This window comes from Streptomyces sp. NPDC001980, assembly GCF_040296885.1.
Classification (GTDB): domain Bacteria; phylum Actinomycetota; class Actinomycetes; order Streptomycetales; family Streptomycetaceae; genus Streptomyces.
This window is the reverse complement of the sequence record NZ_JBEOYD010000002.1, coordinates 185,605-203,285: the sequence shown is the minus strand read 5'-3', so window position 1 is coordinate 203,285 and position 17,681 is coordinate 185,605. Positions and strand designations below refer to the sequence as shown.

The window sequence follows — 17,681 nt, the reverse complement described above, 5'->3', positions numbered from 1 at the left end:
AAGGAGCACCGATGACCCTCACCGTACGGGACGGCCTGCGCCAGGAGGTGCTGGCGGCGAATCTGGCCATACCCCAGGCCGGTCTCGCCACCCTGACCTGGGGCAACGTCAGCGGAGTCGACCGCGAGGCGGGGGTGTTCGTCATCAAGCCCTCGGGGGTTCCCTACGACGACCTCTCCCTCGACAGCCTGGTCACCGTACGACTGGCCGACGGCGCGGTCGTCGACGGCGACCTGCGCCCCTCCACCGACACCGAGACCCACCGCTGCCTGTACCTCGCGTTCCCCTCCGTCGGCGGAGTCACCCACACCCACTCCACCCACGCGGTCGCCTTCGCCCAGGCGCGCCGGGACATCCCCGTCCTGGGCACCACCCACGCCGACACCTTCAACGGCCCCATACCGTGTACTCCGGACCTCACCGCGGAGCAGTGCGCCACGGACTACGAGTACAACACCGGCCGCGTCATCGTGGACCTGCTGAAGTCGGACGATCGGACGGCCGCCGAGGTGCCCGCCGCGCTGGTCGCCAACCACGGCCCGTTCACCTGGGGTGCGAACGCGCGCAAGTCCCTGGAACACGCGATCATCTGCGAAGCCGTCGCCGGCATCGCCCTGCACACCCTTGCCCTGATCCCCACCGCCCCGCCGCCCCGGCATCTCCTGGAACGGCACTACACCCGCAAACACGGCCCCGACGCGTACTACGGCAACCCGGAGGTGACTGCCCCGGCCCCGTCCCGCTCCTGGTGACGACCGCCACCGGCGCGGGGGCCCAGGCCAGGGACACCCGTAACTCCCCTCTCAGTTCAGGGACTTGACGAGGCGTTCGATCCGCGCGGCGACCTTCTCGGCGGTGCCCTCGACGTAGAAGCCGTCACGCGCCTCGTAGGTGAAGTTGTCGTAGTTCCAGCGGTCGGGCATGTTCTTGGCGCCGCCCTCGAACATCGACATGACGAAGGTGCTGGCGAACGGGGACGCCTTGCGGATGGCGTCCGCCGTGCTGGTGGACAGTTCCGGCTCCACGCCGGCGAACACTCCCTTGCCGACCTGGAAGACCCAGACCGGCACCTCGACGGTGTCGGTGGGGGTGTAGGTGGCGGTCTTCACCGGGCCCGTGGGGTGGTCGGTCTCCATCTGGGTGGTGGTGACGTCGTCGGTGAGCAGCCGGACCGTGACGTTCTTGCCGCTCTCGTACCGGGTGATGGCCTGGGACACCCGCACGATCTCGTTGCCCAGGCGCTCGCCCTGCGCGGTCAGCAGGGCGAAGCCGGCGTCGTGCAGGTCGACTCCGTAGGTCCACGCCCCGTTCTTGTCGATCGTGTACCGCTTCGAGCGGTAGGCCGGAAACTGGTCGCCGCAGGCGCCGACGAGCCAGAAGCCGACGGCGCCGGGGTACTGGCTCTCCACGTGCGCGGTGGCGGCGCCGGCCAGGTCGGCGGTGATCGGCAGGCTGCCGTCGCTCATGACGGAGTCCTGCATCACACAGGACTGCACGTTGTAGTTGGTCAGGACGGCGATCGGGGTGCCGTCGAGATCGTTGAACCGGGCGACGTGGACGCCGGGGTCCGAGGTGCCCTGCTCGTTGACGCCCAGCCAGTAGCCGTCCGCGGTGGGCACGTTGCGGTTGACGTTGACGTCGGCCGCACCACGGCCGTAGCCGACCTGGGCGTCCTGAAGGTTCTTGACCGCGTCGGCGACCGCGCTCTTGGTGGCGGTGACGATGTTCTGCACGTACGCCGCGGCACCCGTCGACGAGCTGCTGTCCGCGACGTGCGGTGCGGAGAAGCAGTGCGTGACGGTGACCATGATGTTCGCCGCCGCGATACCGGTGGCCGCGGTGATGGCCGCGCGCATCAGCCCGATCGCCTCGGCACTGATCGAGGTGAGGTCCAGCACGGCCAGGGCGACACGGCGGGAGCCGGACTCGACCAGCAGGACCCGCGCGTACAGGTCGTCGTGCACCGAGGTGAAGTTGTCCAGGGGCAGGATCGAGGCACTGGGCGTGAACGCTGCCTTTCCGGCGCCCACCTTCAGCCCGGCCGCCGCGTTCGTGGCGGCCCCGGCCGCCGTCGCGCTGCCCAGGACGGCCGTGGCCGCCACCGCGAGGGTCGTCGCCGCGACGAACGAGCGGCGGCTCACGTCCCCGGAAAAGCCGGCTTCGTCCATCTCGTTCTCGTTGCGCTCAGACATTGCAGTCCTCCACAGGAAAAAGACAGGTCCCTGACCGACTGCCGGCGCTTTCGATCGATTGACTCGGCGTGCGTCGACAGCGGCGCCATAACACCGAGGAAGCATCACAGCGCTTCCAGGAAACAGCAATTCGCGGGACGCAAGCTCAGCTTTCACATCGAGTATCAACGGCTCGATTTCGCAGGGAGACTTCTGGCCAAGCCCGGTCGACAACGCCGGTCGGACGCACACCGTAGGCCCACCGGATCACATCACACGGAATGCAGTGGAAACTCACAGATTGAATTCACAGTTTCTGACAGCGTCGGACGCCTTGACGACCCGAGCCTTCAGGAGCGGCACCCCGGCGATCCGTGTCACCGGCGCCGACCGTCCGTTCCCGGCGGGAGTTCGGGCTCGGATCCGGCGCGCAGTGGGCTGTTCGGTCAGCAGCCCGATACCGCGCCGATACGTCACGGACACGCGGTCGCAGCCCGCCAGAACACTCGCCGACGCTCCCCTGTCGAGTCCGTCGGTTCGCCGCGTCAAGCCCCGGTCGCCACCCGTACGCGAAACACTTTCGGAAACCTGCTCGTGACACGCCGCTGCCGCATCCCAATACTGTCCTCACATTTCCGTTCCGCCCATTCCCGCCAGAGGAACCGCTCAAAGGAACCGAGTTGAGACGTCATCTGATGCAAAAGGTGCTCGGGGCAGCAGCAGCCGCGGGCATCGGTGTTGCATTCACCATCGCCGCGGCGACGGGTGCGTCGGCATACCAGCCGAGCCCCGCGAACCTCTATACGGCGACGAATTCCGCTGCCTGCAACAAGAGTCCCTGCGTGCTCTACCCGAAGTCGGCACAGTTGCCCAGCGGGCGCATCGTGGCGACCTTCGAGGACAGCGAGACCGCTCCGGTGGGGCAGACGATGCCCATCTACAAGAGCGACGACGACGGCACGACCTGGGCGAAGCTCGCCGATGTGAAAGCGCCCGCCTATCTGTCCACCGACTCCGCGTACGCGAAGTACACGAGCAACTGGACGAACCCGTATCTCTATGTTCTTCCACAGAGCGTCGGGAATCTGAGCGCGGGCACGCTCCTTCTCGCGAGCATCGTCTCGGGGGACGACTACTACTACGAGGAGCAGAAGGCGGCGAATTCCAGCTGGACGCCGACCAGCGACGGCGACCGCAAGAACGTGGCGCTGGCCCTGTACTCCAGTACCGATGACGGAGCGAGCTGGAGTTTCCAGAACATCATCGCCGCCGGCGGCTGGCAGGGCGGTAGCGCGGGCAGTCTCGGCCGCACCTCGACCGCCAATACGTACAAGCAGGTCGACCCGGTGTGGGAGCCGCATCTGCTGGCCCACAACGGGCAGTTGATCGCCTACTACTCCGACGAGAACGACTACACGGGCTACAACACGAGCACCGGAGCCCCGACCCTCGACACCGCCAACGACACGGCGACGGACTCCGGCGGCCAGGTCCTGATGCACCGGACGTGGGACGGCACCAGCACGTCGGCCTGGAGCAGCCCGGTGGTCGACGTGCCCGGCTCGACCGTGGACATGGGCAGCGGCAAGACGGAGATCGGCGGCGGACGCCCCGGCATGACGACCGTCGCGCCCACCACCGACGGCAAGTGGATCATGACGTACGAGTACTGGGGCGGCGGGACGAACGTCCGGTACCGGATCGCGGACGACCCGACCAAGTTCTACGCGGGCACGGACGCGGCGATCACCTCGCTGCCGGTGCCCTCAGGGGGCAGCACCCTGTCGACGGGCGGCAGTCCTGTACTCCTCCCGATGCCCGACGGACGGATCGTCTACAACGCGGCCGGCAGCGGGAGCGTGTGGGTGAACGAGTCGGGGCTGAGCACCGGCACCTGGAAGCAATACCAGACGCCGATCGCCGCCGGGTACAGCCGCAACCTCCAGTACGTCGACGGAACCGGACGCGTACTGGTCCTCCAGGCGTCCTGGAGCGGCACGAGCGTCGGCCCGGTCAAGTACGCCGAGGTCGATCTGGGCCGGACCGACGGCGCCTACTACACCCTCGTCAACCGGCTGACCGGCCAGGCGCTCGCCCCCGCCTCCGGCAAGACTCAGGACGCCAACCTCACCGGCAACGTCCCCGACCTGGTCACGAGCGCCGTGAGCACCTCGGACGACACCCAGCGCTGGCACACCACGGCCAAGGGCTCCAACATCACCCTGCTCAACAAGGCCGGCGGCCGCGCGGTCGCCATCTGGACCGGCAGCGCGACGGCCGGCCAGAAGCTGGCCCAGTGGGTCGACGACGGCGCCACCGACAAGCAGTGGACCCTGGTCTCCTCCTCTACCAGCGGCTACTACAAGCTCCGCTCGGTGCTCAACACGAGCCTCTACATGACGGGCGCGACCGCGGGCGGCTCCGTCACCGTCGCCGCGTCGACCGACGACGGCTCACAGGACTGGCAGCTGGTCCAGGATCCGCTCCCCACGGACTCGACGTTCACGCTGAAGGGCACGAACTCCGGTCGCTGCCTCGACGTCCCGAACGGCGCGACCGGTGTCCAGGTGCAGATCTACGACTGCTCGGGCAACGCCAACCAGACCATCACCCAGACCACCGCGGGCGAGCTGCGGATCTCCGGGAAGTGCCTGGCCGCGAACGGCGACGGCACCACGGCGGGCACCCAGCTGATCCTGTGGGCCTGCAACGGCAAGAGCAGCCAGAAGTGGTCGTTCCGCCTGGACAAGACCATCGTCAACCGGTCCAACGGCCTGGTCATCGACGTCACCAACTGGGGCACGGCGAACGGCTCGAAGGTCGAGCTGTGGACCGGCCTCGGGACCGCCACCCAGCAGTGGAGCAGGAGCTAGTAGTCACAGCAGCGGGTGCCGGAGGGTTGTATGCCGGCACCCGCTGCTGTTGGCTTGCGCAGGAGTGCCAGGTCAGGGGCCAGTGGGAGAACGAGGGCAGTGACCGTTCAGGACAAGGGACAGCTGGACGCGCAGTACGGCGTGCTGACGAGCATCGCCCAGGAGGCGGGCGTGTCGCTCAGCACGGTGTCCAAGGTGGTGCACCGGCGCCGCGACGTGGGCGCGAAGACCCGGACCCGGGTCGAGGAACTGCTGGACCGGTACGGGTACGTCCGCCCGTGGGACCAGGAGACCACGGCGTCACAGCAGATCATCGCCGTCTTCCGGGACCTGTCGGGCCCGTACACGCTGGAGGTGGTGCGCGGGATCGTGGACGCCGCCGGCGAGCTGGGCGTCAACGTGGTGACCGGGACGACGAACCGGCGGTCCATCGCGCAGTGGCTGGAGGAGTGCGTGGCGCTCGGCGCCGCCGGACTCGTCATCGTGATCTCGATGCTCTCCGAGGAGGACCAGCGGCGGATCGTCGAGCAGCATCTCCCGGTGGTGCTGGTGGACCCGCTGAGTGCGCCGTCGGCGGACATCCCGAGCATCGGTGTCACCAACTGGAGCGGCGCCCGGGAGGCCGTGCAGCATCTCCTCGGCCTCGGCCACACCCGTATCGGCATGGTCGCGGGCCGCTCCCACTCACTGGCCGGCTCGGCGCGGCTGCACGGCTACCGGGCCGCGCTGGAGGAGGCCGGGATCGACTACGACCCGGCGATCGTGCGCTCCACCGACTTCGACTACGACGAGGCGCTCAGCGCGAGCCGGCACATCCTGCGCGGCGAGCGCCCCCCGACGGCGATCTTCGCGGCCAGCGACGCACAGGCGCTGGGCGTGCTGGAGGCCGCCCGGCAGCACGGACTGCGTGTGCCGGACGGCCTCGCGGTGATGTCCTTCGACGACACCCTGGTGGCGGCGATGGCATCCCCGCCGCTCAGTGCGGTGCGCCAGCCGTTCGAGGAGCTGGGGCGGGAGGCGACCCGGGTGCTGCTGGCGGTGGCCGAGGGCCGCCCGCCCGCCTCCCCGCGCATCGAACTCGCCACGGAGCTGGTCCTGCGGACCTCTACGTCAGCGCCACCGGCACTCCGTGATGCCGAATGACCGTGGCGTCACGCTGCTCACCGACCAGTTGAACGCTCAGTTCGTTCGGTGTGGCACGGCTGGAGGAGCCCGCGTACAGCAGGATCTCGCCCGGCTCGACGATCCGGTGACCGTCCAGGCCGGTGAAGGCCAGGCGGTCGGTGTGGACGTCGAAGCCGACGGTCGTCTCCTCCCCCGGTGCCAGCGGCACCTTGGCGTATGCCAGCAGTGCCCGCACCGGCCGCGTGACCTGGGCGACCGGGTCGGTGAAGTACAGCTGGACCGTCTCGGCACCGGGCACGGCACCGGTGTTGCGCACCCGCACCGAGACCGTGAACCGGCCGTCGGTGGGCACCACATCACGATCGGCCGCCAGCCCGTCGATCTCGAACGTCGTGTACGACAGCCCGTGGCCGAAGGGGAACGCGGGCGTCGGATCCAGGTTGGACAGCCAGCTCTGCCGGTCGCCCAGGGGCGGGTGGAGGTAGGTGTACGGCTGCCCGGCGGGCGAGTTGGGGATCTGGACCGGCAGCCTGCCGCTGAAGTTCGCGGCGCCGGAGAGGAGTCCGGCGACCGCGCGACCGCCCTCCTCCCCCGGCAGGAAGACCTGCACCATGGCCGCCGCGTCGGCCGCGAACCGCCCCACGGCGTACGGTCGCCCGCTGCTGACCACCAGCACGACGGGCCGGCCCGTCGCAAGCACCGCCTCGACCAGCTCCTCCTGCACCCCCGGCAGTCGCAGATCCTCCACGTCACAGCCCTCGCCGGACGTACCGATACCGAACATGCCGGCCTTGTCGCCGACGACCAGGACGGTCAGGTCGGCCGCGCGGCTCGCCGCCACCGCCGCCGGAACGCCGGACCGGTCCTCCTCGCGGATCGGGCAGCCCTGCTCGAACACCCAGTCCACGTCGGGCAGTTCGGCGGCGAGCGCAGTGCGCAGCGACAGCGCCTCCACCCCGTTGCCGAGGTCGTCGCGGTCGGCGAGGACGTGGTTGGGGAAGCTGTAGCAGCCGAACATCGTGCGGACGTCGTCGGCGCACGGACCGATCAGGGCGATCCGGCCGGCTGAGGGGAGGGGCAGGCCGCCGGAGTTGGACAGCAGGACCGCGCTCGACTGGGCGACGGCGTGGGCGAGTTGCCGGTTCACCGGCTTGTCCAGGTCCAGTTCGCCGGCGCGCAGGGCGGGCGGCTCGGGGCTCCAGTCGGGGTCGAGGAGCCCGAGCGCGACCTTCTGCCGCAGCACCCGGCGTACGGCCCGGTCGACGTCGGCCTCGGTGACCTCGGAGCGTCGTACCGCCTCGACGAGGGCCGGGCCGAAGCCGCGCTGGTCCGGGAGTTCGACGTCCAGTCCCGCCGCCAGGCTCAGCGCTCCGGCGGCCGACAGGTCGGCGGCCACCCGGTGTGCGTTCACCAGGAACGGCAGCGACCAGTAGTCGGAGACGACGGTGCCCTCGAAGCCCCACTGGTCGCGCAGCACGCCGGTCAGTAGCCGGCGGCTCGCCGCCGGGGCCTCGCCGTCGATCTCGGCGTAGGAGTTCATCACCGAGCCCACGCCGGCGGCGACGGCCCTCTCGAAGGGCGGCAGGATGACATCGGTGAGCTCGCGCCTGCCCATGCCCACGGGGGCGTGGTTACGGCCGCCCATGGAGGCCGAGTAGCCGGCGAAGTGCTTGAGGGTGGCGTACACGCCGGCGCTCTGCAGGCCCAGGACGTACGCCTCGCCCATCTCGCCGGCCAGGTACGGGTCTTCGCCGTACGTCTCCTCGCAGCGGCCCCAGCGGTAGTCGCGGATGACGTCGACGACCGGGGCGAGGCCCTGGTGGACCCCGGCCGCGGCCATGTCGGCGCCGATCGCGGCGCCGACTCGGCGGATCAGGGCGGGGTCGAAGGTGGCCGCCATGCCGAGCGAGGTGGGGTAGATGGTGGCGCCGTAGGCGGTGAAGCCGGTGAGGCACTCGTCGTGGGCCATCGCCGGGATGGCGAAGCGGCTCTGCGCGACGATCTGCCGCTGGCGTTCGGCCAGCAGTCGGGCGTGTTCCAGGGCGGGGCGGGGCAGCGTCCCGTAGGGGCGGGTGAGCTGGCCGAGGCCGTGCCGGGCGGTCTCGTCGAGGTCGCCGACGCGGCCGAACAGGTTGGTGCCGGGGGCGACCTCGGGGCCGGCCGGTTCGACGTCCTCCCAGGCGCTGCCGAGCTGGGCGACCTTCTCCTCCAGGGTGAGCCTCGCCAGCAGTGCCTCGACGCGTTCCTCGACCGGGCGGGCGGGGTCGGACCAGGGACGGTCGTCGTCCGCCGGGGAGAGATCGGCGTGGTCCGGCGTGGTGGTCGTCATTCACGACTCCTCGTGGGGGTTGTTCAGGGCATGCCGAGGGCGGCCGGCGGCTCCGTCGCCCCGGCCGATTCCCTCCAGGCGTCTGCTACTTGGAGAATCCGGCGGTGAGTCCGGCGACCAGCTGGCGCCTGGCGAGGACGAACACGACCAGCATGGGAAGGGTGGAGAGGACGACGGCGGCCATGGTCGCGGGCACGTTGATGCCGAACTGGCCGCGGTAGAGCGTGAGGGCCAGGGGCAGGACGGCCTTGTCGCCGCTCTGGGTGAGGATCAGCGGGAAGAGGAAGCCGTTCCAGACCTGGAGGCCGTCGTAGACCGCGACCGTCACCAGGGCGGGGCGGGCCATCGGTGCCGCGAGGGAGAACAGCATGCGCCAGTCGCCCGCGCCGTCGACGACCATCGCCTCGAACAGCGAACGCGGCACGTCGCGCAGGAAGCTGACCAGGATCATCACGGTGACCGGCAGAGCGAACGCCGCCGACGGCAGCACGATCGCGAGCAGGCTGTCGTACATGTGGAGCCGGATGATCAGCAGATAGACCGGGATGATCACCGCTTGCAGGGGGATCGCCAGGCCCAGGAGGTAGAGGCGGAAGGTCAGCCGGGACCAGGGGTTGGTGTAGCGGACGATCGAGAACGCGGCCATCAGGGCGACGACCATGACGATCGCGACCGTGGCAACGGTGACGATCACGCTGTTGAGCAGGTAGGTCGTGAAGTCGCCGTCGAGGACGGTCCGGTAGTTGTCCAGGGTCGGGTGGCCGGGCAGCGCCAGGGGGTTGCCCGTGGTGAAGTCGGCCTGGCCGCGGAGGCTGGTCACGATCACCCAGTACAGGGGTACGACGACCAGCGCGGTCCACACCAGGGTGGCGCCGCCGGTGGCGGTACGGCGCAGGGTCGCGACGACGGTGCTCACATGCCCTCCTGCTGGCTGTCCATCCGGGTGAAGCCGGACAGTCGGGTGGTCAACAGCGACAGCGCGAGGCCGAAGACCACCAGGAGTGTGGCGATCGCGCTGGCCCGGCCCATGTCGTGGACCTGGAAGCCCGTGATGTACATGGCCAGCGGCAGCACCCGGGTGGCGGTGCCCGGACCGCCGGTGCCGCCGGACAGCACGTAGATCAGGTCGAAGTAGGTCAGCGAGCCCACCAGCATGAGCGTGCTCGACGTGACGAACGTGTACTTCAGCTGCGGCAGGGTGATCCGCAGGAGCCGGGTGACAGGGCCGGCGCCGTCGATGGCGGCGGCCTCGTAGAGCGACACCGGGATCTGCCGCACGCCGGCCTGGTAGAGCAGCGCGTGGAACGGCACGAACTGCCAGGCGATCACGAAGATCACCGTGTACAGCGCCAGGTCGGGCGAGCCGAGCAGGGGCTTGGCCAGCCAGTGCAGCCCGGGGGCGGCGCCGATGCCGAAGGACGGGTCGAGCAGGGCCTGCCAGGTCAGACCGATCGCCACGGCTGACAGCAGCAGCGGCAGGAACCACAGCACGGCGAAGAGCGCCCGCAGCCGGCCACGGGGGGCCTGGAAGAGCCCGAGCGCCAGGGCCAGCGGCGTCTGGACCAGCCAGCTGACCACCATCACCTTGAGGGTGAGCCACAGCGCCTGCCAGGTGGCGCCGTCGGTCAGGACGCCACTCCAGTTGGCGAGGCCGGACCAGCCGATCGAGCCGAGGCCGTCCCAGCGGGCGAGGCTGAGCACCAGCACGCCGACCAGCGGGACCAGGCCGAACAGGCCGAACAGGAGCAGGGCGGGCGCGGCCATCAGCAGACCGCTGTAACGGCGGCGGCGCCCACCACGGGCCGTGCCCGGCCGCGCCCTGTGGGACGCGACCGGCCGCGACGTACGAACCACGGTGGTCACTACTGCGCCGCCTTGCTCATGTTCGTGCCGAACTGCTCGGGGGTGATCTGCCGCAGGAACGACTTGTCCACGTTGGTCAGCAGCGGGTCGGCCTGGTCGGAGGACAGGGCCTGGTCCCAGGACAGCTGGAAGTTCGGCGAGTTCTGCACCAGGTCGTAGACGAAGGTGAGCCACTTCTTGTCGTCGGCCGACTTCACCGCCGCCAGCTTGGAGTCCAGCTTGTTGACCGGGGGCACGCTGCCGGCCGCCAGGTAGGCGTCGACCTGGGAGTCGTTCAGGACGTAGTTCTTGAAGTAGGTGAGCGCCGCGGACTTGTTCTTGCTCTTCGAGTTCAGCGACAGGAAGTTGGAGGGGTTGCCGACGATGTCCTTCGCGTCGCCCTTGCCGCCGGACAGGGAGGGGAAGGCCACGTAGCCGAGGTCCTTCTTCACGAAGTCCGGCGCGGCCTTGACCAGGTTGGCGTACTCCCAGGTGCCCATCAGCTCCATGCCGGCCTTGCCGGTGTAGAGCAGGGCCGTGGAGGCGCCCTGGTCGTAGCTGACGGAGGAGGCGTTGTCGCCGAAGGCGCCGGCCTTGGCGAGCTCCTGGAGGCGGGTGTTGGCCGCGGTGACCGAGGCGTCCTTCCAGCCGGCCGCGTTCCCCGAGGCGATCCCGTCGAACACGTCCGAGCCGCCCTCGCGGTCCAGCAGGTACTCCAGGTACATCAGGGTCGGCCACTTGGAGTTCGCCGCGAGGGATATCGGCGTGACGCCGGCGCCCTTGAGCTTCTTGACGTCCGTCAGCAGGTCGTCGTACGTCTTCGGGGCCTCTACGCCCGCGTCCTTGAAGACCTTCTTGTTGTAGTAGAGGACCACCGGGGCGAGGCCGTTGGCCGGCACGCCGTAGACCTGGCCGTCGAAGGTGGCGCTCTTCAGGACGCTCGGCGTGAACCGCAGCAGGTCCACCTGGGCGTCGGAGAGGGTGTCGACCTTGCCGGCCTTGACGTAGTCGTCCAGCGCGCCGCCGCCCCAGCTGAAGAAGATGTCGGGGGCCTGGTTCGCGCCGAAGGCCACGCGCAGCTTCTGCTTGTAGTCGTCGCCGGCGAACAGCCGCAGCGTGATCTTCTCGTCCGGGTGGTCCTTGTTGTAGGCGTCCACCGAATCCTTCAGGATCGTCTGGTCGTTGAGCGCCCACATCGTCAGGCCCTTCGACGACGAGCCCCCGGACGATCCGGCAGGCCCCGAGGTCCCGCACGCGGCAAGGCTCAGAGCCGCCGTCAGGGTGACCGCGACACCGATACCGCGCCGCGTTCTCGGAGTGCTCGCGCACCTCGTTCCGGGTCCAGGGATTCTGCGCATGGTGTGCCTCTCGTCTCTCGCCGTGCCGTACTCATGTGCCAGGCAGTCGAGCGGCCGGTACGAAACCCTTTCGCACGCCGTCACCGCGGACTGCCTGCCTGCTGGACCGGGACACTGGCACGGAGTTCACAGCCGGGACAAGGAGGGGAAATTTCTTGGTTACGAAACACTTTCGCGTAGAGGTACAGTCGCGGAAGCTCCCTCCGGCCAGGCACGACAGTCGAAATTCCGTCGGCCGGTCGGGCAGCCCGGCGGACGCCGTGCAGAGGGGGCCGCTACTTCAGGCCGATGGCGGAGCAGGCCGCCTCGTACTGCGCGGTGCAGATCTCCTTGACGGTGTAGACGCCGTCCGCGACCACCGTGGCCTTGACGTTGTCCTTCGTGAGGGCGACCACCGGCACGAGCATCGTGGGGACGCGGCCCACAGGGGACCCTGACGATCCGACCTCCGCGGAGAAGACGTGTGTGATGGACAGCGGTCGCCGACGCGCAACCCGTTCCGTATTTCTCGTCACCCGCTATGGAATACACGGCCCATTCGAATCGGCGACAGGAGTGGACCAGATGGTCCGACGCACAGCAATGGACACCAAGTGCACCTCACGAAAGATGAGTTTGCATACCACGACGTGACGGCATGACCAGGTGATATGTGCGTGGCCTGTGGAAAATATGCGTGCCGCAGCTGTGTGGCTGAAACTCGCACAGTGTTTTCCAAGCAGGACTTCTTAGCGTTGCGGACGTTGTCCGGGCGGTCTGCACGGGCCGTTGAATTGTGGCGATCAGTCGTCACCGACAAAGGAGTCTGCATTGGTGGAGAGGCGTACGTTCATAGCGGGAGCCGCGGCGGCCGGTGCCGCAGCTGTTGTGGGTGGAACGGCTCTCGGTGCGGCGGCCGAGCCGAACGAAACGGCTTCCACGGACGGCCACGTCCGAGGCGCGACCGCGATCACGAAGGTGTTCGGAGACGGTCAGAAGCTCATCGCCGTGGCCGTCGAGTACGACCGCGACATCGACGGCTCCGCCCTCTCGACGTCCACGTTCGCCGTCACCGGCCGGACCGTCACCAAGGTGTACGCGAACAGGTCGGCCGCGTTGGCCGAGCGGGGCAGGGACGGCCGGTTCGTCGTCGTCGAGCTCTCGCCCGACGACGCCGCGGCGGCTCTGTGGGTGACGCAGCAGGGTGGTGGTGGCGGCACCTCGACGGGCTCTCCGAGTCCCAGCCCGAGCGAGTCGAGCGGCTCAGGCGGTGCCCCGGGGGCCGGCGGGCCGAAGGTCGGCGACAGCACGCCGGGCGGAACGATCGTGGCGGCGACGGCTTCGGTGGTCCAGAAGGACACCGTCAGGACGAGGCACGGGGCCCGCTATGCGGCCACCGGCACGACCCTGACGACCAGTGCCGTCGTGAACCTCATCGTGGACGACTTCCAGCAGTTCACCTTCGACGACCCCGCCACCGGCCAGACCCTGAAGTACAACCTCTTCATCCCGAAGGAGTACAACCCCCGTAAGCGGTATCCGCTCGTACTGTTCATGCACGACGCGAGCGTCGTGAACGTGGCCACCGAGGGGCCGCTGGTCCAGGGTCTGGGAGCCGTGTGCTGGGCCAGTGCCGAGGACCAGGCGAAGCACGAGAGTTTCGTCCTCGCCCCCGAGTACGGCTCCGTGGTCATCGACGACGACTACGCACCCTCGACGCTGTTCGACGCCACGGCCAACCTCGTCCAGGCCGTGACGGAGCAGTACTCCATCGACGAGAACCGCCGCTACACGACCGGCCAGTCGATGGGCGCGATGATGTCGCTGGGTCTGAACATCAGGTACCCGGACCTGTTCGCGGCCGCGTTCATCGTCGCCGGTCAGTGGCCCGCCGAGCAGGTCGCACCGCTGGCCGACAAGAACCTGTGGATCGTCGTCTCCCAGGACGACGACAAGGCCTACCCCGGCGAGAACGCCATCACCGCGGCCATCGAGGACGCGGGCACCCAGGTCGCCACCGCGGTGTGGGACGGCCAGTCCACCGCGGCTCAGTTCGCCGCGGACGTCCGCAACCTCAAGGCCCAGAAGGCGCCGGTCAATTACGCCTCCTTCCTCACCGGCACGACGGTCACCTCCGGCTCCGGCACCAGCGCGCACATGGGCACGTGGCACATCGCGTACACCATTCCGGGTATCCGGGACTGGATCATGAGGCAGTCCAAGTAAGACGCCGCTACAAGGGGCGGGTTCGGTGCCGACTCGGCGCGGACCCGCCCTTTCGCTTCGTTGAGGTGCACCTAGTTGGTCGGCCGCTCGGCCGACAGCCCGCTCACCGCTCGCTCACCGCCCACTCGGGGCACCTCGCGGGAGAGTCCGCCCCGCGACTCGGCCGTGGCGGAAATCTGCGCCTCCAGGCGCGGCGGATTCCTGCGCGTCCGGTGCGGAACTCCGGCGAAATCTGCGCCGTAACACCGGCAGGCAATCCCCCGCCCACACTCCTCGGTGTCAGTTCCCACCGGGAGGTGAACAAACCATGACGAAACCTGCCGAGCTCGCGGGTATCCGCACCGCACCGTGTGCGGATCGCACGGTCGGTGCACGGTACCGGGGCGATGTGCGCCCCGGCCGTCGCGGTCATCACCGCGCCGAGGGAACGGTCACTCATTCCGGCCCCGCCGCGACCGCCTCCACCACTCGGTGCACCGCCGTCACGGTCCGGGCCGGGCACGCGGACGGCCACTGGGCGCCGCCCGGTTTCCGGCCACCGACCGAGGAGCTTTGGATGGCGGAGCGAACGGTCCTTTCCGGCGTGACGTTGATCGACGGCACGGGAAGTGCCCCGCGGACGGGCATGTCCGTGGTGATCGACGGCGCCGTGATCACCGAAGTGGGTCCGGCCGACAGGACGGTGACGTCTCCTCAGGACCAGGTGTACGACCTGCCGGGGACGACACTGCTGCCGGGGCTCATCGACTGCCATGTGCATCTGCGGTCCAACGCGGGCGCCCGGCCGCGGGACGTGCACCTGTGGAACATGCTGACCTCGGTCGAGGAGCAGACCCTGCACGCCGCCGCCAACGCCCGGGAGGCGCTGCGGTCGGGTTTCACCACCGTCCGTGACACCGCGGGTTCGCTGCCCGAGGTGGCCGTCAAGCACGTGATGGACGAGCACGTCCTCGACGGGGCCCGGGTCGTCGCCTCCGGTCTGGTCGGCATGACCGCCGGACACGGTGACATGTTCTGCCCGGCGACGCTCGACGAGAAGCGGATGTGGGCTCCGGCCGACGGCGCCGACGAGTGCCGTAAACGCGTCCGGGAGTACGCCCGGATGGGCGTGGACCTGATCAAGATCTGCACCAGCGGCGGCACGCTCTCCATCGGCGACAAGACCGGGTGGCGCAACTACACGGACGCCGAGATCGACGCCATCGTCGACGAGGCGCACGCCCTGGACCTGCGCGTGGCGGCGCATGCGCACAGCCGGGCCGGGATCGAGGCGGCCCTGTGCGCCGGGGTGGACACCCTGGAGCACGGCTCCGAACTCGACGACGACCTCATCGAGTTGATGCTGGAGCAGGGCACCTTCCTCTGTCCGACCCTCACCCTCAGCGAGTTCATGGCCGAGCACGGGCAGCGGCGCGGACTGTCCGCCGAGCATCTGGACAAGGGGGAGCGGCTGCGCGAGCGCCGGCTCGCCTCCGTCCGCCGGGCTCATCAGGCGGGCGTACGGATGATCGCGGGCAGCGACTCCTCCAACACCATGCGGTTCGGCTCCCACGCCCGGGAACTGCAGTTGCTGCACGAGCAGGTCGGCATGACCCCGATGCAGGCCCTGGTGGCGGCGACCTCCGCGGCCGCCGACGCCCTCGGTCTCGGCGGCCGGACCGGAACCGTCGCCCCGGGGATGTGCGCGGACCTGCTGCTCGTGGACGGTGACCCGCTCGCCGACCTGGGCCTGCTCGGGGACCGGCGGCGGTTGCGCGCGGTCCTGCGCGAGGGCCGGGCCACGGACCCGAACGCGGCCACGTCCGTCCCCCAGGGCCTGGCCGCGAGGCGCCGGACCGCAGTGACCGACCGGATGCCGCCTCGCTCGCCGGCATCCGCCACCGCGGGATAGGGAGACGACCAGTGCTGCGTTATCTGCTGATCCGGATCGCCCGGGCGCTCGCCGTCGTCCTGTGCCTGAGCGCCGTCGTGTTCCTGCTCGCGCATCTGATCCCCGGCGATCCGGCGACCCTGATCGCCGGCGAGAACTCCACTCCCGAGCTGCGCGCCCAGATCACCCGGGAGCTGGGGCTCGACCAGTCCGTGTGGTCGCAGTACCTCAGCTGGCTCGGGCACGCCGTCCGGGGCGACCTCGGAACGTCCCTGCTCGACGGGCAGAGCGTCGCCGCACAGGTCGCCGAGCGGCTCCCGGTGAGCCTGGAACTCGCCGTCTACGCCGCCGTGATCGCGGCCGTGTGGGGCATCCCGGCGGGTATCTGGTCCGCCATGCACCAGGGCCGGGCGGTCGACCGGCTGGTCAACGGCACCGCGTTCCTGGGGCTCGCCTTCCCCCCGTTCGTCGTCGGCACGGTCATGGTCCTGCTGGTGAGCAGACTGACCCCGGGCTGGCCGCTGTTCTCCTTCGTGCCGTTCGACCAGGACCCGCTGCTCAACCTCCAGGACCTGCTGCTGCCCGCGGTGGCGCTGGGCATCCCGTTCGGCGCCACGCTCTGCCGCTACATGCGGGCCGCTGTCCTCGACGTGGCGGGCCAGGACTTCATGCGGACCGCGGCGGCGAAGGGCGCCGGGCGCCGGCGCCTGATGCTGCGGCACGCCCTGCGCAACGCGCTGGTGCCCGTGGTCACCGCGGGCGGTCTCCAGCTCGGGGTGCTGGTCGGCGGCACCGTCATCGTCGAGCAGGTCTTCGCGCTTCCCGGGCTCGGCTCGCTGATCGTCACCTCCATCACCCAGCACGACTTCACGGTGGTCCAGGGGGCGGTCCTCGCGCTCGGCGCCTCCTACGTGGTGATCAACCTGGTGACCGACCTGCTCTACCCGCTCATCGACCCCCGGATCCGGACGACAGGAGCACGTCGTGACGGCTGAGACCGTACCGCCCCACACGGGCGCGACCTCGACCGCGACCGCGACCGCGACGGCCGCAAGGCGACGGCCGTTCCGTGGCTGGAACCCGACCCTCACCACAGGTGTCTGCCTGCTCGGCGGTCTGGTGCTGACCTCCCTGGTCGTCACCGGCTTCGGCCCCTACTCCGCCGAGGACGTCGGCAACGCCCTGCTCGGCGGGCCCACCGGCAGCCACTGGCTGGGCACCGACAACCTCGGCCGCGACCTGTTCACCAGGACCTTCGTCGCCGCGCTGCACTCCCTGCTGGTCGCCTTCGGGGCCACCACGCTCGCCGCGCTGATCGGCGTGCCCATCGGTCTCCTCGCGGGCTACAGCGGCCGACGGGTGGACGGGGTGCTGATGGCGGTGATGGACATCGCGATGTCCATCCCCTCGGTGCTGCTCGCGCTGGTGCTGGTCTCCGTGTTCACGCCGGGCACGGCGGTCCTCGTCGTGGGCATGGGGCTGATCTTCGTACCGTACTTCGCCCGGATCGTCCGCGCTCCGGCGCTGACCGTGCGCGAACGCGACTTCGTCTCGGCGGCCCGGATCGCCGGGGTGCGCCCGCCGGTGATCATCGGCCGCCATGTGCTGCCGAACGTGCTGTCCTCCGCGCTCGTCCAGTACGCCAACACGGCAGCCACCTGCGTGCTGGTGGAGGCGTCCCTGAGCTATCTGGGCCTCGGCATCCAGCCGCCGACACCGAGCTGGGGCCGAATGATCTTCGAGGGTCAGCGCTACATGGCGCACGACCCGCTGCTCGTGATCGTCCCCGGGATCACGCTCGCCGTGGCCACGGCGGCCTTCGGCCTGATCTCCGACGGCCTCCAGGAGCGGATCGACCCGCGCGGCACCCGCCGTACGCCCTGATCCTCGCCCCCTCCGCTTCTCGAT

The 17,681-nt window shown here is 69.7% G+C and carries 12 protein-coding genes and 1 pseudogene; 7 read left to right on the top strand and 6 right to left on the bottom strand.

The window, feature by feature from the left end:
• Positions 1–11 precede the first annotated feature (11 nt).
• A complete protein-coding gene (gene araD / locus ABT137_RS03295; protein WP_351701611.1) occupies positions 12–752 on the top strand; it encodes an L-ribulose-5-phosphate 4-epimerase AraD in 741 nt (246 codons plus the stop codon).
• A gap of 51 nt (positions 753–803) precedes the next feature.
• Here araD and ABT137_RS03290 read toward each other — a convergent pair whose 3' ends face one another.
• Positions 804–2,192, bottom strand: coding sequence for a hypothetical protein (locus ABT137_RS03290; protein WP_351701609.1), 1,389 nt, complete (start codon positions 2,190–2,192; stop codon positions 804–806).
• Between the two features lie 674 nt (positions 2,193–2,866).
• Here ABT137_RS03290 and ABT137_RS03285 point away from each other — a divergent pair.
• On the top strand, positions 2,867–5,044 hold the full coding sequence (locus tag ABT137_RS03285) for an RICIN domain-containing protein (protein WP_351702347.1): 2,178 nt from the start codon (positions 2,867–2,869) through the stop codon (positions 5,042–5,044).
• A 99-nt stretch (positions 5,045–5,143) separates the two neighbouring features.
• Entirely contained in the window at positions 5,144–6,187 is a 1,044-nt protein-coding gene (locus ABT137_RS03280; RefSeq protein ID WP_351701607.1) for a LacI family DNA-binding transcriptional regulator, read from the top strand.
• On the opposite strand, the gene ABT137_RS03275 is transcribed toward ABT137_RS03280, so the two are convergent.
• From ABT137_RS03275 to ABT137_RS03255, 5 genes and pseudogenes are all read right to left on the bottom strand, one after another.
• Positions 6,150–8,498 carry a glycoside hydrolase family 3 N-terminal domain-containing protein gene (locus ABT137_RS03275; RefSeq protein ID WP_351701604.1) on the bottom strand — a complete coding sequence of 783 codons (2,349 nt, stop codon included), beginning with the start codon at positions 8,496–8,498 and terminating at the stop codon, positions 6,150–6,152. The two genes, ABT137_RS03280 and ABT137_RS03275, sit on opposite strands and share 38 nt — an antisense overlap.
• 85 nt (positions 8,499–8,583) lie before the next feature.
• The gene (locus ABT137_RS03270) at positions 8,584–9,414 is read right to left on the bottom strand and encodes a carbohydrate ABC transporter permease (RefSeq protein ID WP_089104797.1); all 831 of its coding nucleotides are present in this window, start codon (positions 9,412–9,414) and stop codon (positions 8,584–8,586) included.
• Positions 9,411–10,262 (bottom strand): carbohydrate ABC transporter permease, encoded by an 852-nt coding sequence (locus ABT137_RS03265; protein WP_351702345.1) that lies wholly within the window; start codon positions 10,260–10,262, stop codon positions 9,411–9,413. The genes ABT137_RS03270 and ABT137_RS03265 overlap by 4 nt, the downstream gene beginning before the upstream one ends.
• Positions 10,263–10,360: 98 nt before the next feature.
• Positions 10,361–11,536, bottom strand: coding sequence for an extracellular solute-binding protein (locus ABT137_RS03260; protein WP_351701601.1), 1,176 nt, complete (start codon positions 11,534–11,536; stop codon positions 10,361–10,363).
• A gap of 437 nt (positions 11,537–11,973) precedes the next feature.
• Positions 11,974–12,114, bottom strand: a pseudogene (locus ABT137_RS03255) (ABC transporter substrate-binding protein); the annotation flags it as partial.
• 397 nt (positions 12,115–12,511) lie between these two features.
• On the opposite strand from ABT137_RS03255, the gene ABT137_RS03250 reads away from it, so the two are divergent.
• The 4 genes from ABT137_RS03250 (at position 12,512) to ABT137_RS03235 (ending at position 17,657) form a co-directional block, all read left to right on the top strand.
• Entirely contained in the window at positions 12,512–13,903 is a 1,392-nt protein-coding gene (locus ABT137_RS03250; RefSeq protein WP_351701598.1) for an alpha/beta hydrolase-fold protein, read from the top strand.
• Positions 13,904–14,459: 556 nt separating this feature from the next.
• On the top strand, positions 14,460–15,794 hold the full coding sequence (locus ABT137_RS03245; RefSeq protein ID WP_351701595.1) for a metal-dependent hydrolase family protein: 1,335 nt from the start codon (positions 14,460–14,462) through the stop codon (positions 15,792–15,794).
• Between the two features lie 11 nt (positions 15,795–15,805).
• Positions 15,806–16,768, top strand: a complete 963-nt coding sequence (locus tag ABT137_RS03240) for an ABC transporter permease (RefSeq protein WP_351701592.1) — start codon at positions 15,806–15,808, stop codon at positions 16,766–16,768.
• Complete coding sequence (locus ABT137_RS03235; protein WP_351701589.1) at positions 16,758–17,657, top strand: ABC transporter permease; 900 nt, start codon at positions 16,758–16,760, stop codon at positions 17,655–17,657. Before ABT137_RS03240 ends, ABT137_RS03235 begins: the two co-directional genes overlap by 11 nt.
• Positions 17,658–17,681: the final 24 nt, after the last annotated feature.

What these genes read in the sequence shown, in the direction of transcription:
- araD (WP_351701611.1), top strand. Translation starts at nt 12, where the DNA reads ATGACCCTCACCGTACGGGACGGCCTGCGCCAGGAGGTGCTGGCGGCG.
- ABT137_RS03290 (WP_351701609.1), bottom strand. Translation starts at nt 2,192, where the DNA reads ATGTCTGAGCGCAACGAGAACGAGATGGACGAAGCCGGCTTTTCCGGG.
- ABT137_RS03285 (WP_351702347.1), top strand. Translation starts at nt 2,867, where the DNA reads ATGCAAAAGGTGCTCGGGGCAGCAGCAGCCGCGGGCATCGGTGTTGCA.
- ABT137_RS03275 (WP_351701604.1), bottom strand. Translation starts at nt 8,498, where the DNA reads ATGACGACCACCACGCCGGACCACGCCGATCTCTCCCCGGCGGACGAC.
- ABT137_RS03265 (WP_351702345.1), bottom strand. Translation starts at nt 10,262, where the DNA reads ATGGCCGCGCCCGCCCTGCTCCTGTTCGGCCTGTTCGGCCTGGTCCCG.
- ABT137_RS03260 (WP_351701601.1), bottom strand. Translation starts at nt 11,536, where the DNA reads ATGTGGGCGCTCAACGACCAGACGATCCTGAAGGATTCGGTGGACGCC.
- ABT137_RS03245 (WP_351701595.1), top strand. Translation starts at nt 14,460, where the DNA reads ATGGCGGAGCGAACGGTCCTTTCCGGCGTGACGTTGATCGACGGCACG.